We start from the raw sequence: 12,666 nt of genomic DNA on the forward strand, positions 1-12,666 counted from the left end.
TGCGCCGCACTCGGACGGGTCGCTTTTTGTGCTGGCCCGGCTACGATAAGGTATGGCTGCGCCGAGCGACGACGACGACGAGGGGCGCGAGTGGGAGTACAGCCTCGCAGATCTGGAGGACGACGACGACGCGGGAGACGAGGCGTCGGACGAGAGGGGGCCCAGCGCTGAAGACGGTGAGACCCCCTACGAGGCGATCGACCGCTCGATCGAACCCGAAGAGATCGACCTCGAGAACGCGGCGTTCGTCGCGCTCGGCGCTCTCGTGGGGGTCCTGATCGTGCTGCGGACCGCCACGGTGTTCGTCGGGTGACCGTCGCCCGGGCCGCCGGTTCCCTGCCACGCTTGCACAAGCATTAATCGGTCACGTTCCCAACACCCGCGTATGGTGTTGGAGGCCGTCGACCCGCCGCTGTTGTTGGTGATCGCCGGGATCGTCCTCTTAGTGATGGAAGCGATGGCGCCCGGGGCTCACCTGATCGTGCTCGGCGTCGCGCTGCTGTTCGCGGGGCTGCTGGGAATGGCGTTTACGCCCCTCGCGGCGCCGATCGCGATGGCCGCGACGGTGCTGGTCGTCGGTGCGGCCGCGCTGTGGATCTACCGGGAGTTCGACTTCTACGGCGGGAAAGGGACCGCGCGAACGAGCGACTCCGATTCGCTGAAGGGTCAGACCGGGAAAGTCACCGAGCGCGTCACCGCGACCGAGGGACAGGTCAAACTGGAGGACGGCGGGTTCAACCCGTTCTTCCAGGCCCGCGCGTTCGACGAGGAGATCCCCGAGGGGACGGAAGTGATCGTCGTCGACCCCGGCGGCGGCAACGTGGTGACGGTCGACTCGATGGAGCAGTTCGACCGGGATCAGATCGACCGCGAACTCGAACGGGACAGCAGAGCTTCGGAGGCGTCTGAGGACGCCGATACCGCGTCGAGGGACGCCGAAGCCGCATCGCAGGACGACGACGGGGACTCGCACGACGCCGCGGCGGGGGACGCCGACGCCCAGTCGGACGACGAGCGCGACGTCGAAACCGAAGAGGCGGGGTAGGGCGAACCGGTCTCCTGTCGCGCGGCCGGAAATGATAGACCGTGATGAACAGAGAACTCTTATTACGCTCCCGACATAAATTGCGATCATGGCCGGAGAAATACTACTGCAGGCCGTCCCGACGATTACGGTCCTCGGGGCCCTCCTGCTGCTGTTGGCGGTCGTAACGCTCGCGAGTTCGATCGAGATCGTCGACGCGACCGAGAAGCGCGCGCTGACGGTGTTCGGCGAGTACCGCAAACTGCTCGAACCGGGTATCAACTTCGTCCCCCCGTTCGTCTCGAACACGCACAAGTTCGACATGCGAACCCAGACGCTGGACGTCCCCCGGCAGGAAGCGATCACCCGCGACAACTCGCCGGTGACCGCCGACGCCGTCGTCTACATCAAGGTGATGAACGCCAAGAAGGCGTTCCTCGAAGTCGACGACTACAAGCGGGCCGTCTCGAACCTCGCCCAGACGACGCTCCGGGCGGTGCTGGGCGACATGGAACTCGACGACACGCTGAACAAGCGCCAGGAGATCAACGCCAAGATCCGCAAGGAACTCGACGAGCCCACGGACGAGTGGGGGATCCGCGTCGAGTCCGTCGAGGTCCGCGAGGTCAACCCCTCGAAGGACGTCCAGGAGGCGATGGAGCAACAGACCAGCGCCGAGCGCCGCCGCCGCGCGATGATCCTCGAAGCGCAGGGCGAACGGCGCTCCGCCGTCGAGCAGGCCGAGGGTGACAAGCAGTCCAACATCATCCGCGCGCAGGGTGAAAAGCAGAGCCAGATCCTCGAAGCGCAGGGTGACGCCATCTCGACCGTGCTGCGCGCAAAGTCCGCCGAGTCGATGGGCGAGCGTGCGGTGATCGACAAGGGGATGGAGACGCTCGAAGAGATCGGCAAGGGCGAGTCGACGACGTTCGTGATGCCCCAGGAACTCACCTCGCTCGTCGGTCGGTACGGCAAGCACCTGACCGGCAGCGACGTCGAGCAGCAGGACGGGTCGCTCGACAGTCTGGAGTTCGACCAGGAGACCCGCGAGATGCTCGGCCTCGACGACATCGAGGAGATCCTCGGCCAGATCGACGCCGAAGCCGAGATGGACGTCGAGCAGATGGAGGAGGAAGCCCAGGCGATCAAGGAGGGCAGTGCGGGCGCGAACATCCGCAGCGCCGACGAAGTGATCGAGGAGATGGACCAGGAGGTCGAGGAGCAGGCCGACGTCGAACAGGAATTGGAATAACTGCCCCGCGGAGGCGCCGTCCGCCGCCGCTCCGTCGCCGTCACCTCGGCGTCGACGCGACCTGTTCCGCCCCGCGCCGACCCGACCCGCAACTAATCGGACCGATCTGCAGTCATTTTTATTCGAACTTGAGCATCGGAAGCAACTGCGACCATCCGAAGCGGTTTTATTTCGACGCGCTCTACTCCGCGGTAGATGTCCGGTCCCCGAGACGTCGACGAGTCCAAGCGCGCCACGCTGCGGCGCTTCGCCGCCCTCGGCGCCGCGGCGCCGTTCGCCGGCGGCGTGGCCGCGGGCGAGGAGGCCGAGAGCGACGACAGCGAGGCCCGGAGCGCGATTTCGGGCTACCTCGCGACGACGCCCGGCGCGCACTTCTCGAAGGTCCGCGACGACCTGCAGCTGGGCACGGGCGAGACCCAGCACCACCTCCGGGAGCTGCTCGACGCGGGCCGGATCGAGTCGCGCCGCGACGGCGACTACCGGCGGTACTTCCCGGCCGACCGCTTTTCGGAGTTCGAGCAGGTGGCGCTCGGGTATCTCCGCCGCGAGACGCCGCGGGGAATGCTCGTCGAACTCCTGCGGGATCCCGCCGCGACCGGCGGCGACATCGCCGACGCCGTCGGCGTCTCGCGCCCGACAGTCAGCAAGTACGCCGGCGAACTGGAGTCGGCTGGGCTGCTCTCGCGGGAGGACGGCTACGCGGTGCGAGAGCCCGAGACGGTGCTGACGCTGATCGTCCGGTACGCCGATTCGTTCGGCGAGGACGCCGAGGCGCTGGCCGGCGAGGCCGACGAGCTGATCCGGTTCGATCCGTAGCCCGCCGCGGCGCTCCCGATCGGACAGTCGGAGCGAGTGACCGCGAGAAGAGTTTTGACGCGCGTTCTACGAGTCGCCGATTCAGGCGCTGACCTTCCAGGTCGTGCTGGAGGAGTAGCCCCACTTCTCGACGTCGACGTCGAAGTTCCCCTCCTGGATCGCGGTCATGTTCGCGCCGACTTCCTTGGCGGTCATGTCGAGCGCGTCGCCGATCAGCCGCGACTTGAAGTACGTCTTGGTCGCCGCGCGCTCGCGCAGGTACGAGAGGATGCGCCGTTGCTTGTCGGACAGGTCGGGAGCGGTCTCGGACTCGGCGGCGGTTTCCGCTTCGGCGGTCGCGGTTGCGGTCGTGCTCATACTACAGGGTAGAGGTAAGACCGCCTTAGGGGGTTTGGTACGAGGGGCTAACCCCGTGCAGTCTTGCGATTTTGGCGCCCAATTCGACCGAAAGAAACCTACCTGAGGGCGCCGTTGGTACGGCTGGTTAACGCCCCGGCGGCCGGACCGGTCCGGTAACGCACAGTTACCAGCGATGGCGCGGTGGCGTCTCTCACCGATCCCCGGCCTCGATCACTCGTCGTAGTGGGGCGTCACGAACGGTCCGAGCGCCGCGCCGACCGCGTGGGCGAGCGACGACCGGCGATCGATGGCGTCGCCGGAGAGGATGCCCGCCGCGCCCTTTCCCTCGCCGACGTTCTCGGTCCCCAGTACCTCGTCGACGACCGGACCGAGCTCGCGCCCCTCGCGGACGGGGTCGGCCATCGATTCGGGCAAGCGGATCGTCGGCCCGGCGCCGCGGCCCGTTCGTTCGCCGTCGGTCGCCGCGGCCCACATGATCAAGTACAGGCCCGGCCGCGATTCGATCTCCGCGACGCCGCCCTCGACGCCGACGCCGAGATCGTAGTCGCCGGCCGCGAGGGCGCGCTCGGCGCGCGTCTCGGCGCCCTCGATCGTCTCGGCGCGCCCCCGCGGTTGCTCGGGGACGCCGGAGTCGACGTCCGCGCTCTCGACCGCGACGCCCGGCACGTCCGCCAGGGCGTCCTCGACCGCCGCTACTTTGACCGGGTTCCCGCTCCCCACGCTCACTCGCATTACCCGAAGCAGTCGCTCGGGCTATCTGTAAGCAACGATTCGGACGGTGGGAAAATCGAACGTCGGCGTCTCGACTACTCGTTACGCGGACTGCTCGGGTGGTAGTCCGTGTCGTACTCGCCCACCTGTCCGTCGACGCGGTCGGGGTTGATCCGACCCGAGAGCAGCATGAAGTCCACCAGGGTGAGCGCGAGCATCGCCTCGACGACGGGGACGCCGCGGGGCGGCAGCACCGGGTCGTGGCGCCCGATGACCTTCTCCTCTTTTTCCTCGCCGGTCTCCCAGTCGACGGTCTGCTGGGTCTTGGGAATCGACGTCGGGGCGTGGAGCGTCACCTCACCGTAGATCGGCTCGCCCGACGTTATGCCGCCCTGCAGGCCGCCGTGGTCGTTTTCGGCGGGGACGGGCTCGTCGTTCTCGTCAAATTCCCAGTGGTCGTTCCGGTCGTAGCCCGAAACCTCGCGGGCATCCTTGCCGAGGCCGAACTCGAAGGCGGTCGTCGCGGGGACGCTCATCATCGCCTGCCCCAGGCGGGACTCGACCGAGTCGAACCGGGGCGCGCCCAGCCCGCGCGGGACGCCGCGGGCCTCGAAGTAGATCGACCCGCCGATCGAGTCGCCTTTTTCCTGGTAGTCCTCGATCAGTTCCTGCATCTCCGCGGCGGCGTCGGGATCCGCGCAGCGCACGTCGTTCTCCTCGCTGTGTTCGAGCATCTGCTCGAAGGAGACTTCCGGCGCCTCGACGTCGCCGATCTGGTTGACGTGGGCTTTGAGCTCGACGCCCTCCTGTTTCAGGAGCTTCTTCGCGATCGCGCCCGCGGCGACCCAGTTCACCGTCTCGCGGGCCGACGAGCGCCCGCCGCCGCCCCAGTTGCGCGTGCCGAACTTCGACGAGTAGGTGAAGTCGCCGTGGGAGGGCCGGGGCGCCGTGATGAACGGCTCGTACTTGCCCGAGCGAGCGTCCTTGTTCTGGATGACCATTCCGATCGGCGTCCCGGTGGTGTAGCCGTCCTGGACGCCGCTTTTGATCGCGACGTCATCGGGCTCGCCGCGGCTGGTCGAGATCTTCGACTGGCCGGGCTTGCGCCGGTCGAGGTCGCCCTGGATGTCCTCTTCGGAGAGTTCGAGCCCGGCCGGACAGCCCGACACGGTCACGCCCATCGCCTCGCCGTGGCTCTCGCCGAACGTGGTCACCTGGAAGAGGCGACCGAACGAGTTCCCGTTCATTACCCGCTTCTGAGGGGGCCGGGCATTTAGATGTTGCAATTTCTGTAAGAAGGTCGATTTGCGTCGGCTGCGCGCGAGCGCCGACGATGACGCGGCGTCTCGCAGCCGTCGATCCGGACGCAGCGCCTCAGTCGTTCGATTCGAGCTGCTCGACCAGCTCCCGCAGCGTCGCGAGGTCGTACTGGCCGGGCGCGGTCGCGTCTTCGGGGTCGACCGGCGCGTAGCCGATCCGCGAGCCGTACAGCGGCGCGACGGCGCGGGAGTGGCGTCCGGCCTCGCCCATCGCCATCGTCGCGACGCGCTCGCCCCTGGCGTCGAACTCCTGCGTGGCGGCGAGCAACACGAGCACGTCCTCGCGCGAATGGGCGGTGACCGCGAGCTTGCCGACGTCGCCGAACGCCGCCGCCTCTTCGAGGACCTTCCGCAGGTCCGCGGGCGAGGGCGTGCGCTCGAAGTCGTGGGCCGAGACGACGACCGAGACGTCCCGGTCGCGGGCCGCGGCGGCGACCTGCTGGCCCTTGTCGGTGCGGACGCTGTCGAGTTCCAGATCGATCGCCTCGACGGCATCCAGCTTCGCGGCTTCGTCGAGGGCGTCCAACCGTCCGCGGTCGGACGCCTCGCCGCCCTCCCACTCGGCGCGGTTGGTCGCGAGGATCGGCAGCTCGCCGTCGTACGATTCCAGCGCCTCGATCGGGTCGTCGGCCAGGTCCATCCGGAACTCGACGGCGTCGGCGTCGTCGCGCGCGGCCGGCTCGTCGTCGAGACTCGCCGTGGACGCACAGAGGACGAACGAGTCGAAGTTCATACTGTATCGGGCGCGTTCCGGCATCAAAAAAGCACCTTCTCGGGCGGTTCTGCCGGCGAAGATCCCGAACTGCGGCCGATCAGGCCAGCCCGAGGCTCTCCTCGGCTTCGAGCAGCTCGTGGTAGCGGTTGCGGATCGTGACCTCGGAGATGTCGGCGACGTCGCTGACGGCGGCCTGCGTCGTCTTCTCGTTGGTCAGCAGCGCGGCGGCGTACACCGCGGCGGCGGCGAGGCCGACGGGGCTCTTGCCGGAGTGGACGCCTTTCTCCTTGGCGTTCTGGAGAAGCTTGCGGGCGCGGTGCTCGGCCTCGTCGGAGAGTTCGAGCCCCGACGCGAAGCGGGGGACGTAGCTCTCGGGATCGGCGGGCTGGACTTCCAGGCCGAGCTCTCGGACGACGTAGCGGTACGTCCGGGCGACCTCGTTCTTCTCGACGCGGGAGACCTCGGCAATCTCGTCCAGACTTCGCGGCACGCCGGCCTGGCGGGCGGCGGCGTAGACGCAGGCCGTCGAGACGCCCTCGATCGAGCGCCCGGGCAGGAGGTCCTCGTTGAGCGCGCGGCGGTAGATCACACTGGCCGTCTCGCGGACGTTGCTCGGCAGGCCGAGCGCGGAGGCCATCCGGTCGATCTCGCCGAGGGCCTGCTTGAGGTTGCGCTCCTTGGAGTCGCGCGTGCGGAAGCGCTCGTTCCACTTGCGGAGGCGCTGCATCTTCTCTCGCTGGCGCGAGCCCAGCGAGTTACCGTAGGCGTCCTTGTCGCGCCAGTCGATGTTCGTCGAGAGGCCCTTGTCGTGCATCGTGTTCGTCGTCGGGGCGCCGACGCGTGACTTCTCGTTCTTCTCGGCGGCGTCGAACGCGCGCCACTCCGGCCCGCGGTCGACGGAATCCTCCTCGACGACGAGGCCGCAGTCGGCACACACCGTCTCGCCGTGTTCCTCGTCGTTGATGAGCTGGCCGGAACACTCCGGGCAGGAGACGCTCTCGTCGGCCGACTCTGTTTCTTCTTGCTGTTCGTCCGTTCGGGTTCGCGTCCGTGCGTTTGACTCTGTCATTGTGCGAAGGCGGGGGCTGACCGGGCAGGAGAATCCTGGAAAAACCCCGGGTGAAACCTTTCGTAGAAATTGCTACCCGGCATATTTAAATTATTCGGTATCATCGGAGCTCACTCGCGAGCGAGCGTTCGAGCAGCCGAAATCTCTACAAAAATCCAAACGTTCATTACAGATCACGCGACGAGCTTGTCGACGATAGTCTCGTCGTCCACGACGAGATTGTACGCCTCCTCGTCGTCGTTCCACAGCGCCAGCGCCGACTCGATCGAGAGCAGGTCGCCGTAGTCGGCGGCCGCCAGCTCGCGGTTCAGCGACGTCTCGCGCGTGAGAACGGCGTAGTGCTCGGTGGCCTCGCTGCCGTCGCTGATCTTGTACAGCGGGTTCGCGTCGCCCTCCGAGAGCGACCGGCTCAGCTTCAGCGCCAGCAGGTCGATCCGCTCGGAGACGTGGCGTTCCATCTCGGCCATCTTCGCGTAGCGATCCGGCTCGGGATCCAGCGCGTACTTGCGCAGGCCGTCCGTCCGCAGGATCGAGTGGGAGAACTGCACGTCGACGTTGACGAACTCGCCGTGCTCGTGGTCCGGGTCGGACGCGCCGGCGTCGTCGAGGCGCCGCTGGAACTCGGGCACTTCCAGATCGGGGCGGACGTCGAACGACCAGCCCCGGTCGGTCGGCGCCTCGCCGGGCCAGAGGCGCACCGTCGGCGAGAAGACGGTCGCGGGGGGTCGGTCGGCGGCGTCCCCGGCGTCCTGAGCGTCCGCCCCGTCGCCGGCGGACTCGTCGGCCAGCGCGCGCTCGATCTCGCGGAGGCCGGTGCTCGTGTTCCGATCGGCGGGCGCCAGCGCGACCATCGACCCCTCCGGCGCCAGCGCGCCGAGGTAGCGCCGAGCGACCGAAACGGGGTCGTCGAGTTCGCTCAACACGTTGGCGAAGATGATCAGGTCGAACCCGGGGCCGGCCGAGCCGTCGGCGCCAGCCGCGCTGTCGGCGTCGTCCGCGCCGTCGTCGCCGCTCGCGAACTGCGCGTCGAGGACGCTATCGGGATCGAACGCCTCGGCGCGCTCGCGGTGGATCGTCGGGTGGAAGTTCCGCGACGTTTCCGCGAGCAGCTCGTCGAGCACGTCCGCGGCCGCGCTCGGCTCGACGGCGTGGTACTCGATCAGCGCCTCGTCGGCCAGCAGGTCGTGCAGGCCGAGCGCCGGCCCGCCGACGCCGGCGCCGACGTCGAGCACGCGCAGTCGACGGTCGACCAGCCCGCGCTCGGAGAGATCGGCGAGCGCGTACTGGACGACGGCGTAGTAGTCGGGCAGGTGGTAGAGCGCGTAGCCCAGCGCCGCCTCGCGGTCGTACTCGACGGGGTGCTGGCGGTAGTAGGCGTCCTTGAGCCGCCGGATCGTCTCGCGGAGCCGGTCGCCCGACTCGCCTTTCGGCCAGTCGTGACCGTACTCCTCGACGAGCAGGTCCTCGACGCGCTCGGCGTACGCCTGCGGGAACGCCTCGACGGTGCCGGGTCTTGCCGTCACCGGCTCCTCGGAGATCGGGACGAACGTGCCGTCCTCCCGCTCGCGGAGGCCCAGCGCGACGGCTTCCTCGCGGAGCGTCTGCCGGACCACCGCGGGATGGGGCTGGCTCTCGACGTACTCGTAGATCTCGTCGGGGTCGATCGGGCGCACCTCGCGCAGGTACTTCGCGTTCTCGACGATCGCGCGGCGCTCGTCGTCGGTCATCGGTCCTCCTCCGCGCCGGACGCTGAGGCGTCAGTGTCGGTGCCGGGCGCCGACGCGTCTGTGACGGCGCCGGACGCCGAAGCGTCGGCGACGCGGCCGGCCTCGCGGTACAGTTCGTCGAACGCCTCGTCGTCGGCGTCGGCGATTTCCCGAGCGGCCGCGGCGACCGCTTCGGCGCCGTCGAACGTCGACTGGATCTCGCCGTACACCCGCGGGTTGGTGCCGGTCACCTGCTCGACCAGATCGAGCAGCCCCGACGAGATCGGCGTCTGGAATCGCTCGGGGACGTCCTCGGCGGCCAGCGCGTACGCCAGCACCGCGGTGTGGGCGCCGGCCTGAACGGTCGCCATCGCCCCGTCGTGCTCCTCGGGCGTGGTCTCGAACACCTCGTTGCCGGCTCTCGCAATGGCGTCGAGCACGGCGTCGGTCGTCGGCCCCTCGCGAGGCCGGACGGCGGCGACGTTGCCCGGCGCGTTCTCGGGCGCGAACAGCGGGTGGAGGCTGGCGCGCTCCAGTTTCGGGGCGTGCTCGGCCATCGCTTCGACGGGGCCGGCCATCTCGCCGGTCACGTCGACGACCGCCTCGGTCGCCCGATCGGCGTGCTCGGCGATCGCCTCGGCGGCGGCCGACATCGGCACCGCGACGCAGACGAGCTCGAACCGATCGTCGGTATCCGGGGAGACGGCGCGACCGCCCGCGGCGTCGGCTGCAGCGGCGGCGGCGTCGGCGTCGAGATCGGTAAAGGCTACGTCGGCGTCGAGATCCGCGGTCCCGGCGTCCGCTGTCGCGTCGTCGTCGGCATCCGGTTCGACGGCCGCCGCGCCGCGCTCGCCGGACAGCGCCGCGCCGAACCAGCGTCCCATCGCCCCCGCTCCGACGACCAGTACGTCCATTGGCGCGAGATAGCCGGGGGCGGTCAAAAAAGGCTACGAGTCGGTCGCCGCCGACCGATCCTCGCACCACTCGTCTTCGAGCAGCCCGAACGCGAGCAGGTCGTGGTACTCCCCGTCGACGAACGCCTCGTCGCGGTGGCGTCCCTCCCGCTCGAAGCCGATCGACTCCAGCAGCCCGATCGAGGCGTCATTAAGGGCGATCGTGTGGGCGATCAGCTTGTGCAGGCGACGGTGCTCGAACGCGTACTCGACGGCGAGCGCGACGGCCTCGGCGCCGTACCCCTCGCCCTGCTGGTCCGGCGCGATCCAGAACGACAGCGCCGCGTTCCCCCAGTTGTCGTTCAGTTCCGTCAGCGAGACGAAGCCGACGCGGGACTGGCGCGTGGTGACCAGAAACGGGACGGTGGCGTCGTTCTCGCGCAGCTCCGCGACCGTCTCGCGCTGTTCGGCGCCGCTTGCCGGCGTCGCCCGTTCCATCGCCCGCCAGATCGCGGGGTCGTTGACGCCGTCGCGGAGGAAGCCGACGTCCTCGTCCTCGATCGGTCGGAGCGACACGGCCTCGCCCGTCAGAAACTTCGGTCCCGGCATCGACCGTGCGGTTGGTCGCCGGGGTAATGATCCTAGGGGCGGCGAGTCGATCGAGAGCGGCGGCGATCGGGTGCAGCGCAGCGCCCGCTGGCGGCGCTTCGTAGCGCCGAACGGTACATTTAAACTCGCGGACGCACGCCACTAGAACAATGGCTTTTGAGGATCTCCTCGAGGACCCCGTCATCCAGAAGTACTTGCACGAGCTCGTCGGTCCGAAGGGTATGCCGGTCGCGGCCGCCCCGCCGGACGGCGAGGTCACCGACGAGGAACTCGCCGAGGAGCTCGACATGGAGCTCAACGACGTCCGCCGGGCGCTGTTTATCCTCTACGAGAACGACCTGGCGTCGTACCGCCGGCTCCGCGACGAGGACTCGGGCTGGCTGACGTACCTCTGGACGTTCGAGTACGACAAGATCCCGGAGAATCTCGAAGAGGAGATGCACCGCCTCTACGAGGCCCTGGAGGAACGTCGCGAGTACGAGCGCACCCACGAGTTCTACCTCTGTGAGGTCTGCTCGATCCGCTTCGAGTTCGGCGAGGCGATGGACTTCGGCTTCGAGTGCCCCGAGTGCGGTTCGCCCCTGGAGTCGATGGAGAACACCCACCTCGTCGACGCGATGGACGAGCGCATCGCCGAGCTCCGCGACGAGCTGAACGTCGAGATCGAGGCCGAGGCATAATGGTCGTCCTGGCCACGAAGCTGTACGTCTCGGGCGACGCAGAGGACCGCGCGCTGGACTCGCTGCGTTCGCTGATCGACAACGCGCTGGGCGAGCTCGACGTCACCTACGAGCTGGGCGTCCGCCACGACGACTTCCCCTCGGTGACGATCGAGGGCGAGGACGCCGTCGCGGCCCGGAACGTGCTCTCCGAAGAGTGGGGGGCGATCACCGACAGCTTCGAGGACGGCGAGACGTACGTCGGGACGCTCGAATCCTGGGACGACGACGGGTTCGTGCTCGATTCGGGCGGCGCCGTTCGCATCTCGGCGGCCGACCTCGGGCTCGGCCAGGGGGGCCCCGAGCAGATCCGCCAGCGCTTCGGCATCGTCCAGCACACGCCCCTTGAGTTCGTCTACGGCGACGCCGAGGACGACGCCCGCCTCTCGGAAGCCCAGCAGGACCGGCTCTACGAGTGGACCCGCGGGACGGGCCGGGTCAACGTCAACAGCGCCACGCGCGCGGAGGTCCGGGCGACGGTCAACCGGGCCGGCCACGCCCAGGACATCATCACGGTCGAGCGCCTCGGGCTCTTAGAGCAGAGCGTCATCTGCGCCGAAGGAACCGACCCGCCGGGACTGGTCGCGAGCATCGGCCAGTACCTGCCCGCCGAGCTGCGCGCCGTCGTTCCATGAACCGCCGGCTGCTCCTCGCGACGGTCGCGGTCGCGCTCCTCGCGATCACCGCGGGCTGCGTCGGCGGCGGCGGGCCCGACGAGGAGCGGCTCAACGAGGACGCGACGTACAACTGGAGCGTCCAGCAGGACGTGTACATCGACATCGCGAACGCCGGCTCGCTCACCAGCGACGCCGAGTTCAAGGCGGTGTACGACGTCTCCGGGAAAGACGAGATCGAACTGTACAGGAGCGGCATCACCAGCGACCGGCCGCTGCGGATCAGCGCGATCAAGTTCCGCGGCGAGAACGGCAGCTTCACGAACGGCACCGACCTCGACGTCGAGCGCACCGACGAGCAAACCGTCGTGAATCTCCCGAGCGAGGACGGAAAGCTTGCCTTCACGTCCGAAACCGATCCCAAGGAGCTTCGCATCCCGGCGTACGTCGAGGGCTCTTACCGCGTGGCGCTTCCGCCCGATCACAGCACCGAGGACTTCCTGCTCGGGCACGTCAGCCCGCGCAGCGGCTACCGAACCGAGACGGTCGACAATCGGGTCAACATCGTCTGGAGCGACGTTTCGAGCCCGATCTTCCTGAAGTACTACGTCGACCGCGACCGGTACTTCTTCTACGGGCTGGTCGCCAGCCTCGGGCTGGTCGCGCTCGGCGGGTACTTCCACTTCAACCGGCAGATTCGGAAGTTAAAGCGGATGCGCAAGGAGCACGGCCTCGAACTCGATCCGGAGGACGACGACGGCAAGCGGCCGCCGCCGGGGATGGGCTGACCGGGGCGTAACACTGTCCGGCCGCCCTGCGGCGTCGAACCGGCCGCCCCATACCCTTCCCGCGAACTTTT

15 protein-coding genes are annotated in these 12,666 nt (G+C 68.5%); 7 read left to right on the plus strand and 8 right to left on the minus strand.

Going from position 1 to position 12,666, the window contains the following annotated elements:
• Positions 1–52: 52 nt before the first annotated feature.
• The 4 genes from ABDZ81_RS00735 (at position 53) to ABDZ81_RS00750 (ending at position 3,092) form a co-directional block, all read left to right on the plus strand.
• A complete protein-coding gene (locus ABDZ81_RS00735) occupies positions 53–313 on the plus strand; it encodes a DUF7312 domain-containing protein (RefSeq protein WP_343771892.1) in 261 nt (86 codons plus the stop codon).
• 72 nt (positions 314–385) lie between these two features.
• Positions 386–1,045, plus strand: coding sequence for an NfeD family protein (locus ABDZ81_RS00740; protein WP_343771893.1), 660 nt, complete (start codon positions 386–388; stop codon positions 1,043–1,045).
• Positions 1,046–1,133: 88 nt separating this feature from the next.
• Positions 1,134–2,276 (plus strand): SPFH domain-containing protein, encoded by a 1,143-nt coding sequence (locus ABDZ81_RS00745; protein WP_343771895.1) that lies wholly within the window; start codon positions 1,134–1,136, stop codon positions 2,274–2,276.
• A gap of 195 nt (positions 2,277–2,471) precedes the next feature.
• Positions 2,472–3,092, plus strand: coding sequence for a winged helix-turn-helix transcriptional regulator (locus ABDZ81_RS00750; RefSeq protein WP_343771896.1), 621 nt, complete (start codon positions 2,472–2,474; stop codon positions 3,090–3,092).
• Between the two features lie 81 nt (positions 3,093–3,173).
• On the opposite strand, the gene ABDZ81_RS00755 is transcribed toward ABDZ81_RS00750, so the two are convergent.
• From ABDZ81_RS00755 to ABDZ81_RS00790, 8 genes are all read right to left on the minus strand, one after another.
• Positions 3,174–3,449, minus strand: coding sequence for a DUF7123 family protein (locus ABDZ81_RS00755; RefSeq protein WP_343771897.1), 276 nt, complete (start codon positions 3,447–3,449; stop codon positions 3,174–3,176).
• A gap of 213 nt (positions 3,450–3,662) precedes the next feature.
• Positions 3,663–4,184, minus strand: coding sequence for an inosine/xanthosine triphosphatase (gene yjjX, locus ABDZ81_RS00760; RefSeq protein WP_343771898.1), 522 nt, complete (start codon positions 4,182–4,184; stop codon positions 3,663–3,665).
• 74 nt (positions 4,185–4,258) lie between these two features.
• Positions 4,259–5,410, minus strand: a complete 1,152-nt coding sequence (gene aroC, locus ABDZ81_RS00765) for a chorismate synthase (protein ID WP_343771899.1) — start codon at positions 5,408–5,410, stop codon at positions 4,259–4,261.
• A 127-nt stretch (positions 5,411–5,537) separates the two neighbouring features.
• Positions 5,538–6,215 carry a type I 3-dehydroquinate dehydratase gene (locus tag ABDZ81_RS00770; protein ID WP_343771900.1) on the minus strand — a complete coding sequence of 226 codons (678 nt, stop codon included), beginning with the start codon at positions 6,213–6,215 and terminating at the stop codon, positions 5,538–5,540.
• 79 nt (positions 6,216–6,294) lie between these two features.
• The gene (locus ABDZ81_RS00775; RefSeq protein ID WP_256392492.1) at positions 6,295–7,266 is read right to left on the minus strand and encodes a transcription initiation factor IIB; all 972 of its coding nucleotides are present in this window, start codon (positions 7,264–7,266) and stop codon (positions 6,295–6,297) included.
• A gap of 173 nt (positions 7,267–7,439) precedes the next feature.
• On the minus strand, positions 7,440–8,993 hold the full coding sequence (locus tag ABDZ81_RS00780) for a small ribosomal subunit Rsm22 family protein (protein WP_343771901.1): 1,554 nt from the start codon (positions 8,991–8,993) through the stop codon (positions 7,440–7,442).
• On the minus strand, positions 8,990–9,886 hold the full coding sequence (locus ABDZ81_RS00785) for a prephenate dehydrogenase (protein ID WP_343771902.1): 897 nt from the start codon (positions 9,884–9,886) through the stop codon (positions 8,990–8,992). Before ABDZ81_RS00785 ends, ABDZ81_RS00780 begins: the two co-directional genes overlap by 4 nt.
• Before the next feature lie 33 nt (positions 9,887–9,919).
• Entirely contained in the window at positions 9,920–10,474 is a 555-nt protein-coding gene (locus ABDZ81_RS00790; protein WP_343771903.1) for a GNAT family N-acetyltransferase, read from the minus strand.
• Positions 10,475–10,623: 149 nt separating this feature from the next.
• Between ABDZ81_RS00790 and tfe the strand changes: the two genes are divergently transcribed.
• Genes tfe through ABDZ81_RS00805 form a run of 3 tightly spaced genes read left to right on the plus strand, consistent with a single transcriptional unit; the run spans position 10,624 to position 12,595 of the window.
• Positions 10,624–11,154, plus strand: coding sequence for a transcription factor E (gene tfe / locus ABDZ81_RS00795; protein ID WP_343771904.1), 531 nt, complete (start codon positions 10,624–10,626; stop codon positions 11,152–11,154).
• The gene (locus ABDZ81_RS00800) at positions 11,154–11,828 is read left to right on the plus strand and encodes a DUF2110 family protein (protein WP_343771905.1); all 675 of its coding nucleotides are present in this window, start codon (positions 11,154–11,156) and stop codon (positions 11,826–11,828) included. The genes tfe and ABDZ81_RS00800 overlap by 1 nt, the downstream gene beginning before the upstream one ends.
• The gene (locus ABDZ81_RS00805; protein ID WP_343771906.1) at positions 11,825–12,595 is read left to right on the plus strand and encodes a DUF5803 family protein; all 771 of its coding nucleotides are present in this window, start codon (positions 11,825–11,827) and stop codon (positions 12,593–12,595) included. The genes ABDZ81_RS00800 and ABDZ81_RS00805 overlap by 4 nt, the downstream gene beginning before the upstream one ends.
• Positions 12,596–12,666: the final 71 nt, after the last annotated feature.

It is taken from the genome of Natronoarchaeum mannanilyticum, from assembly GCF_039522665.1.
Lineage (GTDB): Archaea > Halobacteriota > Halobacteria > Halobacteriales > Natronoarchaeaceae > Natronoarchaeum > Natronoarchaeum mannanilyticum.